Source organism: Sulfitobacter litoralis (assembly GCF_900103185.1).
Classification (GTDB): domain Bacteria; phylum Pseudomonadota; class Alphaproteobacteria; order Rhodobacterales; family Rhodobacteraceae; genus Sulfitobacter; species Sulfitobacter litoralis.
This window is the reverse complement of the sequence record NZ_FNJD01000001.1, coordinates 269,267-283,050: the sequence shown is the minus strand read 5'-3', so window position 1 is coordinate 283,050 and position 13,784 is coordinate 269,267. Positions and strand designations below refer to the sequence as shown.

The following is a 13,784-nucleotide window of genomic DNA, read 5'->3' as shown; positions in this document are numbered from 1 at the left end:
TTACCAAATTGGAGGTGCGACATGGAAATGCCTATTCCCAGTCAGGGTGTGATCGCCCGCAAGGCGCGTGTCGTTGAACGGCTGCGTCAGGTTTTGCCTGATGATGCCGTGATTTCCGACGAACGCGAGACGCGCGCCTATGAATGTGACGCGCTGACCGCCTATAAATGCGCCCCGATGGTGGCGGTGTTGCCCTATACAACGCAGCAGGTGTCGGACGTGTTGCGCATCTGCCACGAGGAAGGCGTGCCGGTGGTGCCGCGCGGCTCTGGCACGTCGCTGGCGGGTGGGGCGCTGCCCACAGCCGACTGCGTGATCCTTGGCGTGGCCCGCATGAATGACGTGATCGAAACCGATTACGCCAACCGGATCATCAAGGTGCAAACCGGACGTACCAACCTGAGCGTGACCGGCGCGGTCGAAGAGGATGGCTTCTTTTACGCGCCGGACCCGTCCAGCCAGCTGGCCTGTGCCATAGCGGGCAATATCGCGATGAATTCAGGGGGTGCGCATTGTCTGAAATACGGGGTGACGACAAACAATCTGATGGGCGTCACCATGGTGTTGATGGACGGCGAGGTGATCGAAGTCGGTGGCGGGTATCTGGACGCGGGCGGACTGGATCTATTGGGGTTAACCTGCGGCTCTGAAGGGCAGCTGGGGGTCGTCACCGAAGCCACGCTACGCATCTTGCACAAACCCGAAGGCGCGCGGCCTGTGCTAATCGGGTTCGACGATAACGAGGTTGCGGGGGAATGTGTCTCTGACATCATCAAGGCGGGGGTGTTGCCTGTCGCGATCGAATTTATGGACCGACCCTGCATCGAGGCGACGGAAGCCTTCGCCAAGGCTGGTTATCCCATGTGCGAGGCGCTGCTGATCATCGAGGTGGAAGGCTCCGACGCGGAGATTGACCACCAGTTGGGCCTGATCTCTGAAATAGCACAGCGGCATAATCCGGTGGAGCTGCGGCAATCCAAATCCGCAGAGGAAAGCGCCAAAATCTGGCTGGGTCGCAAATCGGCCTTTGGTGCGATGGGGCAGATCAACGATTACATGTGTCTGGATGGCACCATCCCTGTATCGTCGCTGCCCTTCGTGCTGAAGCGGATCAAAGAGATGAGCGATCAGTTCGGGCTCAAGGTCGGGAATGTGTTTCACGCGGGCGACGGTAATATGCATCCGTTGATCCTGTTTGATGCCAACAAACCGGGCGATCTGGAGCTGTGTGAGGAATTCGGGGCCGAGATCCTTAAACTCTGCGTCGAGGTGGGCGGCTGTCTGACCGGCGAACATGGCGTCGGCATCGAAAAGCGCGACCTGATGCATGTGCAATATGCATACGACGACCTTGAGGCGCAGATGGCGGTGAAGGATGTGTTCGACCCCGCATGGCTGCTGAACCCCGCCAAGGTCTTTCCGCTGGACGCGTCAGAAACACGCCGCGCCGTGGCGCTGGCGGCGGAATAACCCCTCGATACCCGATGAACCGATGATCGCAAGCCGATCACACTTACGACGAAGGAGCCGAGACATGGCCATCACATCCGAAGAGGCGCTGGTCGATGCGGTCAAAGACGCCGCTGGCTCGATCTCGGTTCAGGGGGGCGGTACGCGTGGACTGCCTGCGACAGGTCAGGTTGTCAGCGTCGCGGGGCTGCAGGGGATCACGCTGTATGAGCCCGGTGCGCTGACGCTGGTCGCGAAACCGGGCACCCCTGTGGCCGAGATCGAAGAGGCGCTGGCCGCCGAGAACCAGCGCCTCGCGTTCGAGCCGATGGACCATCGCGGGCTGTTGGGCACCACCGGCACGCCCACCATCGGCGGCGTCATGGCGGGCAACATCAGCGGTCCGCGGCGTATTTCGGTCGGGGCCGCGCGGGATTTTCTGTTGGGGGTGCGCTTTGTCGACGGGCGCGGTGCCGTGGTCAAGAACGGTGGGCGCGTGATGAAGAACGTGACCGGCTATGATCTGGTCAAGCTGATGGCAGGGTCTTTTGGTACCCTTGGTGTGCTCAGCGAAGTGTCGATGAAGGTGCTGCCGCGTCCCGAGACGCAAGCGACGCTGGTTTTGCACGGCCTCGAGGACGCAGCCGCTGTCGCTGCGATGGCCCGCGCCCTTGGCAGTCCGTTCGAGGTGACAGGTGCCGCCCACGATCCCGCCACGCGCGAAACCGCGCTGCGGATTGAAGGGTTCGAGGCATCGGTCAGCTACCGTCTGAGCCAGCTTCAATCGTTGCTCGCCGGCGCGGGGGCAGAGATTGAGCAACGCGACGCAACGGCGACGCAGGCGATTTGGTCCGGCATCCGCGATGTGGCGGCGTTTCACGACGGGCAGGGTGATGTGTGGCGCGTGTCGTGCAAACCCTCTGACGCGCCAGGGATCGCGGCGCGGTCGGGGGCAGAGCGCTGGACCTATGACTGGGCGGGCGGGCTGATCTGGCTGCGCAGCGCCGCGGGCCATGATCTGCGCGCGGCCATCGGGCCGATGGATGGGCATGCAACGCTTGTTCGGGCTGATGCGCAGACCAAGGCGCGTTTGGGCGTGTTCCACCCCGAACCCGCCGGTGTGGCGCGGCTGACAGCGGCGCTGCGGGCGCAGTTCGATCCCAAGGGCATCTTCAACGCGGGCCAGCTGGACCGCGCGGCATGACCTTGCTTGCGGTCTTCCTCATCGTCTTCATCGGCGGGCCGTTGGTGTTTCGCCTCTTGATCCGTGGCAAGCCTGACCGGCGCAGCCTGCGTGGGCTGGTGCTCTTGGCCTTTCTCTGTGCCGTGGCGGGGTTGGCGATACGCTATGGCGTGGCGCAGTATTGGGACGAAAACCTGCTGGCGTCGATGGGGGCGATTGCCTGTATCTGGCTAGGCTGGATCGCGGTTCTGGCCTTTGTCACGCAGGTGTTGCGCCGCGCCTATCCCGGCCCCGTCACGCAGCGATGGACCAATGTACTGGGGATCTTGGCCACCACGCTGCCGTGGTTCGGCCTGATCTGGGCAAGCACCGTCGCCGCTTAACTCTTACCTCGTCAGGGTCTTGTGCCCGCAATGCCGGAGCTTCCATGCAAACCACATTCACCGCAGAACAGTTGAAAAACCCCGCGACGGCGCGCAGTAACGAAATTCTGCGCGCCTGTGTCCATTGCGGTTTTTGCACTGCCACATGTCCAACCTATCAGGTTCTGGGGGACGAATTGGATAGCCCGCGCGGGCGTATCTATCTGATTAAGGACATGCTCGAGAATGACCGCGATCCGGATGAAAAGACTGTCAAACATATCGACCGCTGCCTGTCCTGTCTGGCCTGTATGACAACCTGCCCCTCGGGCGTGCACTATATGCATCTGGTAGATCACGCCCGCGACTACATTGAAAAACGTTACAAACGGCCGTTCAGCGACCGTGCCTTGCGGTGGGTTCTGGCGCGTATCCTGCCGTATCCGACGCGGTTTCGGCTGGCGCTTCTGGGGGCCAAGATCGGGCGCCCGTTTGCGCGGCTGATGCCTGATGCGCGGCTGCGTGCGATGCTCGAAATGGCCCCCAAGACGATCCCGCCGGTCAGCCGCAACGATGATCCGCAAAGCTTCCCCGCCCAAGGGACACTGCGCAAAAGGGTGGCGCTGATGACGGGCTGTGCGCAAAAGGCGCTGAACACCGATATCAACGACGCTACCATCAGGCTGCTGACACGGCAGGGCTGCGAGGTGGTCGTGGCCGAAGGCGCGGGCTGCTGTGGGGCGCTGACCCATCACATGGGTAAAACCAGCGAAAGCCATGCGACCGCCGCGCGCAACATCAAGGCGTGGTGCGCCGAGATGGACGGGCAGGGGCTGGACGCCATCGTCATCAACACCTCGGGCTGTGGCACCACGGTGAAAGACTACGGCCATATGTTCCGCAACGACCCGCTGGCGCCGGATGCGGCGCGGGTTTCGGCGATCGCCAAGGACGTGTCCGAGGTGCTGCACGATCTTGCGGGGGACGCAGACCCAGACGCCATGCCCAACCCCGCCAAGGGGGATATCGCGGGCATCGATGCGCCAAAGGCCCCCGCGCCCGCCCCTCACGGGCTGACCGTGGCCTATCATGCCGCTTGTTCCCTGCAACACGGCCAGCAGATCAAGAGCTACCCCAAGGATTTGCTGAAACGCGCAGGCTTTACCGTGGTCGAGCCTGCGGATTCACACCTGTGCTGCGGGTCGGCGGGGACGTATAACCTGATGCAGCCCGAAATCTCTAAGCAGTTGAAAGAACGCAAGGTCAGAACCCTGCAGGCCAAGAACCCGGACGTGATTGCGGCTGGCAATATCGGCTGCATGATGCAGATTGGATCGGCGGCGGGCGTGCCCGTGGTGCACACGGTAGAGTTGCTGGATTGGGCGTCGGGCGGGCCGAAGCCTCCTGCGTTGTCGCAAGAAAAAGGCGCAAATTTGCAGATTCCTCGATTGAGATAGCGGTTTCGCCGCATTTTCGCCTTATCTCGGAAATACGAGGGACGTCATAAGACCTCATTTTGCCGAAGTAGGAGCGATATCCGTGCGCCGTTGGGTAGCTATTTCTATTATGTGTCTGACTGTGGCAACCGCCGGGCTTGCTCAGGATGGGCGGCTGCGCAGGTTGGATACGGGGGTGGATGCCGGCGCGTGGGAGGCCGTGGGCCGTCTGGATATCCGCGGCAAGGGCTTTTGCACCGGTGCGTTGATCGCGCCCCGGCTGGTGCTGACGGCAGCGCATTGCCTGTATGACAAAGACAGCAAACAACGCATTGACCACTCGGAAGTCGAATTTCTGGCAGGTTGGCGCAACGGACGGGCGGGCGCGTACCGGAACGTGCGCCGTGCAGTGGTACATCCCGACTATGTCTATGATGGCGTCGTGTCGTCGGACCGCGTGCGCAACGATCTGGCGCTGCTGGAGCTCGACCGCCCGATCCGTAACACCACGATCAAACCTTTCGACACAGCCCGCCGCCCGCGACAAGGCGACCAGCTGGGTGTCGTCAGCTATGCCAAGGACCGCTCCGAGGCTCCGTCCCTGCAAGAGGTCTGCAGCGTTTTGGCCCGCCAAGAGGGCGTGCTGGTGACCACATGCTCCGTCGATTTCGGAGCCAGCGGTGCGCCGATTTTTACCTTCGAAAACGGTGTGCCGCAGATTGTGTCGGTGGTGTCTGCCAAGGCAAATGTCGACAACAAGGAAGTGTCGCTTGGCACCGCACTTGGCGCGCCGTTGGCCCGTCTTCAGGCCGATCTGGTCGCGGGCAAAGGGGTGTTTCTACGTGGAGGCACCGTCAGCAAACGCATCACATCAGAGGATCGCCGCCGCACCACAGGCGCGAAATTCATCAAACCCTGATTCAGATATCGCGTGCCTGTTTTTCGGCCCTTGAAACGCGATTTACCCAACCCCACATTCACTTCACCGGAACGCCTTTGAAAGGGTTTCGGACAGCAACCCAAGGCCTGTCCATGATGGAAGGTCTGACCATATTATCGCTCAAACGAGGATGAATACCTATGCGTAGTTTTGATTTTGCACCGCTGCACCGTTCGACTGTCGGCTTTGACCAAATCGCCAACCTGATGGACCGCGTGATGGCCAGCGACGTGCCGCAGCCGAGCTATCCCCCCTATAATATCGAAAAGCTGGACGATGATTCCTATCGTATCAGCATCGCCGTCGCCGGTTTCACCGAAGGTGATCTGAGCGTCGAAGTGCGTGAAAAGTCGCTGATCGTGTCGGCCCGCAAAGTCGATAAGGATACGGATAAAACCTATCTGCATCGCGGCATTGCGACCCGTGCGTTTGAACGTCGCTTCCATTTGGCCGACCACGTGCAGGTCACCGGTGCGGCCCACGCCGACGGTATGCTGCATATCGATTTGGAACGTCAGGTGCCCGAAGCGCTGAAGCCGCGCCAGATCCAGATCTCGCGCGCGCGCAAAGCGATCGAAAAGGATGTAGTTGACGCGAATACCGTCAACTAAGGCACTTTCAGTGCGATAGACGAAGCCCGGTGCATCTGCGCCGGGCTTTTTGTGCGCGCATGGGGTCTAGGTCACAGTTGTTGACTTAAAATACCGCTGCCGTCAGAGTGCCCCGATCCAGTCGGGGGAGGAACGCGGGATGTCATTACAGGAAATTTTTGCCACACGCGCCACACGCATGAAGGCGTCGGAAATTCGCGAGCTTCTCAAGCTGTTGGATCAGCCTGATATAATCTCTTTTGCTGGTGGCATTCCCGATCCTGATCTGTTCCCGAAGGCCGCGTTTCAGGACGCCTTTGCCGAGGCGCTGAACGGGCCGATGGCGGCGCAGGGGTTGCAGTATTCCACCAGCGAGGGGCACAAACCTTTGCGCGTCTGGATCGCGGCGCAGATGCAGGCGATCGGTATTCCCGCGACGCCGGACAACATTCTGATCACATCAGGCTCGCAGCAGGCGTTGGATTATCTGGGCAAGCTGTTCCTGTCGCCCGGTGATACGGCGCTGGTGGGCTGGCCGACGTATCTGGGGGCCTTGGGGGCCTTTAACGCTTACGAGCCGCGCTATGACAAGCTTGATCCGCTGAGCAACCGCAGCGGCGCGGATTATACCGCTGCCGCGAAGGATGCAGGCGGGGCGGCAAAGTTCGCCTATCTCTCCGTCGATTTTGCCAACCCTACCGGTGCCACCGTCAGCCGTGCCGCGCGCGAACGGGTGATTGATCTGGCCGAGGAGATGGAGATCGCGGTGATCGAAGACGCGGCCTATCAATCCCTGCGTTTCGACGGGGACCCGATCCCGCCGATTCTCGCGCTGGAGGCAGCGCGCAAAGGCGGCGATCTTGAAGCCTGCCGTACGATCTATTGTGGCAGCTTTTCCAAAACGTTGTCGCCGGGGCTGCGCGTTGGATGGGTCTGTGCCGCCATGCCCGTGATTTCGCAGCTGGTATTGATGAAGCAAGCTGCCGATCTGCACAGTGCCACGTTGAACCAGATCGCAATATCGTCGGTCGCAGAGCAGCATTTCGAGAGCCATATCGACACGATCCGCAGCGCCTATCGCGCCCGTCGGGATGCGATGCTTGCGGCATTGGAAGCCCATATGCCCAAAGGCGTGAGCTGGACCAAGCCCGAAGGCGGCATGTTCATCTGGGTGACGTTGCCCGACACGCTGGACGGGGCCGAACTGCTGAAGCAGTCGCTGGAAAGCGAACGGGTCGCCTTTGTGCCGGGGCACGCGTTTTTCGCGGATGGGTCGGGGCGCAATACGCTACGACTGAGCTATTCGACCTCGACCGAAGACAAGATTGCTGAAGGGATCGAGCGCTTGGGCCAGTTGATCTCCCGTGCGCTAAACGTCTGACTACCAAGAAAAACGGGCGGCAGGATCACCCCGCCGCCCGTTTTCACATTTCCAATATCCGCAGGTCAGACCGACATGCAGATGTATTTCATTTCTAAGTAGTCTTCGATCCCGTGGTGGCTGCCTTCGCGGCCCAGACCGGACTGTTTGACGCCGCCAAACGGCGCGACCTCGGTCGAGATGATGCCGGTGTTCACGCCCACGATGCCATACTCCAGCGCCTCGGCGACCTTGTACACGCGGCTCAGGTCTTTGGCGTAGAAGTAGGACGCAAGACCAAAGATCGTATCATTGGCCATTGCGATCACGTCGTCTTCGTTGTCGAATTTGAACAGCGGTGCCAGCGGGCCAAAGGTTTCCTCTTTCGAGACCTTCATATCCTGCGTCACACCCGTGATGATGGTCGGGGCCAAGAAATTGCCGCCCATCTTCTCTTCTTTGCTGCCCAGCAGGATTTCAGCGCCTTTCGACAGCGCGTCCTCGACATGCTCTTTCACTTTTTCGGAGGCATCGCCGTTGATCAGCGGCCCCAGTTCTACGCCGTCTTCAAAGCCGTCACCGACCTTCATCTTTTCGACGCGGGCCTTCAGCTTTGCGGCAAAGGCGTCATAGACACCGGCCTGCACATAGATGCGGTTTGCACAGACGCAGGTCTGGCCGTTGTTGCGGAACTTGCACAGGATCGCGCCTTCGACAGCGGCGTCCAGATCGGCATCGTCAAACACGATGAACGGCGCATTGCCCCCCAGCTCCATCGAGCATTTCATGACCTGATCGGCAGCCTGTTTCAGCAGGATGCGGCCCACTTCGGTTGATCCGGTAAAGGTCAGTTTGCGCACGGCGGGGTTTTCGCAGAATTCCTTGCCCACGGCGGAGGAGGACGAGGATGGCACCACATTGAACACGCCCGCGGGGATGCCTGCACGTTCGGCGAGCACACCCATGACGATCGCCGACAGCGGTGTTTCCGCAGCAGGGCGCGCAACAAAGGCGCAACCGGCGGCCAGCGCGGGCGCGGCTTTGCGGGTGATCATCGCGTTGGGGAAGTTCCACGGGGTGATCGAGGCGGCAACGCCGATGGGCTGCTTGATCACGGTAATCCGCTTGTCGCGCTGGTGGCCCGGGATGGTTTCGCCGTACACACGTTTGGCTTCTTCGCCGAAGAATTCGATGAACGACGCACCATAGGCGATCTCGCCCTTGGCTTCGCCCAAGGGCTTGCCTTGTTCAGCAGTCAGGATGGTGCCCAGATCGTCTTGATTATCCATCATCAGGTCGAACCATTTGCGCATGACGCCGGCACGTTCCTTGCCGGTCCAGCTGGCCCATTCCTTTTGCGCCTTTTCCGCCTGGGCGATGGCACCGGCCACCTGCGCACGGCTGAGGTTGGCCACCTTGGCGATCACATCGCCGCGGGCGGGGTTCACCACATCAAAGGTGCCATCATCGCCATCGACCCATTCACCGCCGATATAGGCGCGGGTTTCCAACAGGCTGGGATCTTTGAGCATTGATTTTAGGTCAGTCTTTGCGTCAGTCATTTTGATCTCTCCGCTTTTGTCTGTGGTACCCAAAGCAACATTCGCTATGATTGTCTAGTTCCACATCATTAAGGGACGCTGACGGAGGACCACATGCAGCTAGACGACGCTTATGCAAACGCCGCTTATATCGAGAACGCAGAGGCATTTCCGCCCCGCTGGCAAAAGGCTGCAGCGGCATTCCGCAAGAAGCTGGGATTTCGTGCGCAAAAGAACATCTCGTACGGGCCGACGGACCGCGAGGTGTTTGATCTTTTCGAACCCGAAGGCGTGTCACGCGGCACCGTAATCTTTATCCACGGCGGCTATTGGAAGGCCTTTGCCCCTGCCGATTGGTCACATCTGGCCGCTGGTCCATTGGCGCGCGGTTATGCGGTTGCGATGGTCGGCTATGATCTATGTCCCGATGTGCGGATCGCTCAGATCACGGGGCAGGTCGCCCGCGCCATCAGTGAAATCGCGAAACGGACGCAAGGCGCTTTGGCTTTGGTAGGGCATTCCGCCGGCGGGCAGCAGGTCGCACGGATGACCGACCCCCTGATCCTGTCCGGAGACGTGCGTGACCGCATCGATAATATTGTCGCCATCTCGCCCGTGGCAGATTTGATGCCGCTGCTGCAGACCTCTATGAACGAGATCTTGAAACTGGACGAAGCCGAAGCAACCGCTGAAAGCCCCGTCAACATGACCCCGCCGCATGGGGTGAATGTCACGATTTGGGTCGGTGCCAATGAACGCCCCGCTTTCCTTGAGCAAGCCGAGCAGTTTTCGCGTGTTTGGGGGGCCAAGCAGTTCGTCGTCGAGGGGCGACACCATTTTGATATTATCGATCTGCTTGAAGATCCCGAAAGCGATATGGTGAAAGCGCTGCTTGGGATAAAGTGAGCCTTGATCGGACGGCGTAAATCGGCGAAACAGGGGGCGGGTTTGGACGATGGCGTCGTCCAGCATTTCACGGCCCTTGCGTCCTGCACGCCGGGACCTTTCTGAGAAGGAGGGTCTGATATGACCAATTCATCCAAAACCGCACGTCCCGATATGTACCGTTTCCACAACGGCACGAAGTCCCCGCTGCCGTTCGACGCCGCCGAATACGAAGCACGTCTGGAAGAACTGCGCGAACGCATGGATGCGGCCGGTGCGACGGCTGCGGTTTTCACGTCGATGCACAATATCGCCTATTATTCGGGCTTTCTGTACTGCGCCTTTGGCCGCCCCTATGGGCTGGTGGTAACAGAGACAGAATGTGTGACCATTTCGGCGGGCATTGACGCAGGCCAGCCGTGGCGGCGCAGCTTTGCCGACAACATCACCTACACCGACTGGCAGCGCGACAATTACTGGCGCGCAGTGGCGTCGGTCACGGGCAAGGGCGCGACGATTGGCTATGAGGGCGACCACCTGACCCTGATGCAGCGCGACAAGCTGGAAGATTTCCTAGAGCCGGTGGTGATGATCGACCTGTTCGAGACCACGATGCGCCAGCGGATGCATAAATCTCCGGCAGAAATCGCGTTGATCCGGCAGGCGGCTCAAGTGGCCGATGTGGGCGGCTATGCGATCCGCGATGCCGTTAAGGTTGGCGCGCGCGAGATCGACATTGCCATGGCCGGCCGCGACGCGATGGAGCTTGAGATCGCCAAGCGGTTCCCTGACGCCGAATACCGCGACACATGGGTGTGGTTCCAATCCGGCATCAACACCGACGGCGCGCATAATCCGGTCACCGCACGGCAGCTGCAACGCGGTGATATTCTGTCGCTGAACACCTTCCCGATGATCTCGGCCTATTACGTGGCGCTGGAACGCACCCTGTTCGCCGGAGATGTGGACCCCGCGAGCCTGAAGATATGGGAAGCCAACGTCGCAGCCCATGAATACGGGATGAGCCTGCTGAAACCCGGTGTCAGCTGCGCCGATGTCACCCACAAGATCAACGCCTTCCTCGAAGAACGGGACCTGCTACAATATCGCACCTTTGGCTATGGCCACTCGTTCGGCGTGCTGTCGCATTTCTATGGCCGCGAAGCGGGGCTGGAGCTGCGCGAGGACATTGATACGGTGCTTGAACCCGGCATGGTCATCTCGATGGAGCCGATGTTGACCCTGCCAGAAGGCCAGCCAGGCGCGGGCGGCTACCGCGAACATGACATTCTGGTGATTACCGAAGACGGAAACGACAACATCACAGGTTACCCTTATGGCCCTGATTTCAACGTCGTAGGTTAATTGCAGTGCCCCTTGTTCTTCAGGGGGCACCCGTTTGCCCAGAGGGGCGGATGACCCCGGCGGGACAAATCGGGAATACGGCTTGACGTATACCATAACGTAGATATTTTGACCCATCGCTGTCGCAGGGTGGGGTGACAGGCCATATGCGTTCTGTCCTCCGATCTGTGGGGTTGTAAAAAGTGCTTTCTGCACGCCGTTTCGTGAGTATTGTCGATGAAAGCATCTTTAATTAAGCAAGAAGAAATGCGCCTCGCGTTGCTGCGAGGGTATAACATTCTAGACACGTCGCCCGAAGAAGGGTTCGACGACATCACCCGCCTCGCCGCAGAAATTTGCGAGGTGCCGATTGCGCTGATCTCTCTCGTGGATGATGATCGCCAGTGGTTTAAATCCAAAATCGGGTTAGAGATTGACGGCAGCGACATCACCGATAGCATTTGCGCCCATGCCATTGCGGGGGATGATTACCTCGAGGTGAACGACACCACCATCGACCCGCGCACAGCTGACAATAATTTCGTCACCGGCGACGACTCTATCCGGTTTTACGCCGGAGCGCTGTTGGAAGACGACAGGAACCTGCCGCTTGGTACCCTGTGCGTGCTCGACCGAAAACCGCACCAGCTGAACGACTTTCAACGGCGTGCTCTTAAGGTTCTGGCGGGGCAGGCGATGCGGCAGATCGAATTGCACAAGGCGCTGGCCGATGCCGAAGTCTTGCGCAAGGAAGTCGACCACCGCGTGAAAAACTCGCTCCAGTCGCTGGAGGCGTTGATCCGCATCCAGATCAGAAGCGAAAAATCCCCTGAGGCCCGCGCTGCACTCGACACCATTCAGGGGCGTCTTTCGACCATCAGCAGCCTGCACGAAGCTTTGTATCTGACCGACACCGGTGCAGCAGTGGATATCGCGGCCTTCTTGCGAAAGGTTGCGCATTCTACCAGCCAACAGATGCCAGATGGGGTACATCTGACCGTAGAGGTGGAACCGACGCATCTGTCGTCGCGTAGCGCGTCCTCTGTCGGGATGATCGTGAACGAGGCGATGACCAATGCTGCGAAATACGCTTATGAGGGGCGTAAACGCGGGACGTTTGAGCTGCGCGGTGAACGCAAGGATGGTTTTTACCACCTGAGCTGCATTGACGATGGCCCCGGTATTCCCAACAATCAGACAGCCGGCACAGGCCTTGGTATGCGCATTCTGCTTGCCGCGGCACAACAATTGGGCGGAGAGCTGGTAACGCCCGAACGTGAAAGCGGCGGCGAGTTAAAGGTCACCTGGCCGTTGACCGACTAGCACGCGACACAAAAGAGGCTCAGGCATATGCTGGCTTTGCTAAAGTTGATCGTTATCGGTTTTGTCGTTCTGACCATCTTCTATATCGCGCTGTCGATTTATTCTCGTCAGGTCCGGCGGGGCAAACTGCATCAAAAGTGGTCGGCGGGACCGCGCCTTGTGGATCGCGACACATTCGTGCAACGAGGGCTCAAGCGATATGACGGGTCAATCCGCCGCAAGCTGATCCTTGGGGTCTATGTTGTCCCGGTGGGGCTGGTCATCCTGACCGTCTACCTCACCAACTTTAATTAAGGGGAAACGCCGATGGCGATTATCAAATGGGCCTTTTGGGGTGTGATCTGGCTGATCATTGCCGGGTTTTTTCACTATACGTTGCCTCAGGTCGATATCGTGCGGATCACCGACACCTATGAAAAGCGCATCGATTTTGGCGATAATTCGATCTTCTGGTCGAACGCTGATGTGGGCAACAGCACCGCCGTAGGCAACCGCGACGTGTTCTTTATCCAGTCGCGTCGGGCCAAGGGCGACGTTATGGTCTATCGCAACGAAGACACCGGCTGGGGCTGGCCGCCGTATTTCAAGTTCGACACGACGAACCTGCAGGCCGAAGCGTCCGATCTCAAATCTGCCGCGGGGACCCCGAAGTACGTCGCGCTGAAACACTATGGTTGGCGGAATGAATTCCTGTCGATCTTCCCCAATGCGGTGTCTGTACGTCCAGTGGACGGGCCGGATGCAAGCAAGGGCATCCGTTTCCTGAACATCATCATCCTGATCCTGTTCGCGGCGCTGGTGTATGCGATCTGGGTACGCTGGCGTCGGTTCAGACGCGCCCGCATTGACCCGACGCTCGAGCGGCTGGAAGACGATATCGCCGAAAAGCAGGGGCGTTTTGCGCGCTGGCGGGCGGGCCGCAAAAACAAATAAGCGCGGCGCGAGATCACGCCGCGCCTGTCGCGCTTGTTCTTAAAGTGGTGGTGGTCAGCTGGGGCGCGCCACCATGCGCCCCATGGGTCGACCACCCAGGATATGCACATGCAAATGCGGCACCTCTTGGACGCCATGCGCGCCTGCATTGGCGATCATGCGAAAGCCTTCGCCCGCATCCAGCGTGACGCCTTCGGCTTTGCACACTTCTGAAATGGCGCGGACATAGCCTATGATTTCGGCATCGGTTGCCTCTGCGGCGAAGTGGTCAAAGCTGATATACGGCCCCTTGGGGATCACCAGCACATGCGTGGGGGCCTGCGGTTCAATGTCCCGGAACGCCAGTGCGTGTTCGGAATCGTAAACCGTGTTGTTCGGAATTTCGCCGCGCAGGATTTTAGCAAAGATGTTCTGATCGTCGTAGGTATAGGCCATGGG

14 protein-coding genes are annotated in these 13,784 nt (G+C 59.8%); 12 read left to right on the top strand and 2 right to left on the bottom strand.

From position 1 onward, the window contains the following. Positions 1-21: 21 nt before the first annotated feature. The 7 genes from BLQ98_RS01440 (at position 22) to BLQ98_RS01410 (ending at position 7,341) form a co-directional block, all read left to right on the top strand. Complete coding sequence (locus tag BLQ98_RS01440; RefSeq protein ID WP_093731572.1) at positions 22-1,470, top strand: FAD-linked oxidase C-terminal domain-containing protein; 1,449 nt, start codon at positions 22-24, stop codon at positions 1,468-1,470. A gap of 64 nt (positions 1,471-1,534) precedes the next feature. Next, entirely contained in the window at positions 1,535-2,653 is a 1,119-nt protein-coding gene (locus BLQ98_RS01435; RefSeq protein ID WP_093731571.1) for an FAD-binding protein, read from the top strand. Next, positions 2,650-3,015: a hypothetical protein gene (locus BLQ98_RS01430; RefSeq protein ID WP_093731570.1), complete on the top strand. Its 366-nt coding sequence runs from the start codon at positions 2,650-2,652 to the stop codon at positions 3,013-3,015. The genes BLQ98_RS01435 and BLQ98_RS01430 overlap by 4 nt, the downstream gene beginning before the upstream one ends. 44 nt (positions 3,016-3,059) lie before the next feature. Continuing rightward, positions 3,060-4,451, top strand: a complete 1,392-nt coding sequence (glcF, locus tag BLQ98_RS01425) for a glycolate oxidase subunit GlcF (RefSeq protein WP_093731569.1) — start codon at positions 3,060-3,062, stop codon at positions 4,449-4,451. 109 nt (positions 4,452-4,560) lie between these two features. After that, positions 4,561-5,349 (top strand): trypsin-like serine peptidase, encoded by a 789-nt coding sequence (locus BLQ98_RS01420; protein ID WP_093731568.1) that lies wholly within the window; start codon positions 4,561-4,563, stop codon positions 5,347-5,349. Between the two features lie 161 nt (positions 5,350-5,510). Continuing rightward, entirely contained in the window at positions 5,511-5,981 is a 471-nt protein-coding gene (locus BLQ98_RS01415) for an Hsp20 family protein (RefSeq protein ID WP_093731567.1), read from the top strand. Between the two features lie 139 nt (positions 5,982-6,120). After that, positions 6,121-7,341, top strand: a complete 1,221-nt coding sequence (locus BLQ98_RS01410; protein ID WP_093731566.1) for an aminotransferase-like domain-containing protein — start codon at positions 6,121-6,123, stop codon at positions 7,339-7,341. A 65-nt stretch (positions 7,342-7,406) separates the two neighbouring features. Here BLQ98_RS01410 and BLQ98_RS01405 read toward each other — a convergent pair whose 3' ends face one another. Continuing rightward, positions 7,407-8,882 carry an NAD-dependent succinate-semialdehyde dehydrogenase gene (locus tag BLQ98_RS01405; protein ID WP_093731642.1) on the bottom strand — a complete coding sequence of 492 codons (1,476 nt, stop codon included), beginning with the start codon at positions 8,880-8,882 and terminating at the stop codon, positions 7,407-7,409. 93 nt (positions 8,883-8,975) lie between these two features. On the opposite strand from BLQ98_RS01405, the gene BLQ98_RS01400 reads away from it, so the two are divergent. From BLQ98_RS01400 to BLQ98_RS01380, 5 genes are all read left to right on the top strand, one after another. Then, on the top strand, positions 8,976-9,767 hold the full coding sequence (locus BLQ98_RS01400; protein ID WP_093731565.1) for a hormone-sensitive lipase: 792 nt from the start codon (positions 8,976-8,978) through the stop codon (positions 9,765-9,767). 120 nt (positions 9,768-9,887) lie between these two features. Next, positions 9,888-11,111 carry an aminopeptidase P family protein gene (locus BLQ98_RS01395; protein ID WP_093731564.1) on the top strand — a complete coding sequence of 408 codons (1,224 nt, stop codon included), beginning with the start codon at positions 9,888-9,890 and terminating at the stop codon, positions 11,109-11,111. A 246-nt stretch (positions 11,112-11,357) separates the two neighbouring features. Beyond that, a complete protein-coding gene (locus BLQ98_RS01390) occupies positions 11,358-12,413 on the top strand; it encodes a sensor histidine kinase (RefSeq protein WP_237272422.1) in 1,056 nt (351 codons plus the stop codon). Between the two features lie 27 nt (positions 12,414-12,440). After that, entirely contained in the window at positions 12,441-12,707 is a 267-nt protein-coding gene (locus tag BLQ98_RS01385; RefSeq protein ID WP_093731562.1) for a hypothetical protein, read from the top strand. A 12-nt stretch (positions 12,708-12,719) separates the two neighbouring features. Further along, complete coding sequence (locus BLQ98_RS01380) at positions 12,720-13,346, top strand: DUF1523 family protein (RefSeq protein ID WP_093731561.1); 627 nt, start codon at positions 12,720-12,722, stop codon at positions 13,344-13,346. Positions 13,347-13,400: 54 nt separating this feature from the next. On the opposite strand, the gene BLQ98_RS01375 is transcribed toward BLQ98_RS01380, so the two are convergent. Then, positions 13,401-13,781, bottom strand: coding sequence for a histidine triad nucleotide-binding protein (locus tag BLQ98_RS01375; RefSeq protein WP_093731560.1), 381 nt, complete (start codon positions 13,779-13,781; stop codon positions 13,401-13,403). Positions 13,782-13,784: the final 3 nt, after the last annotated feature.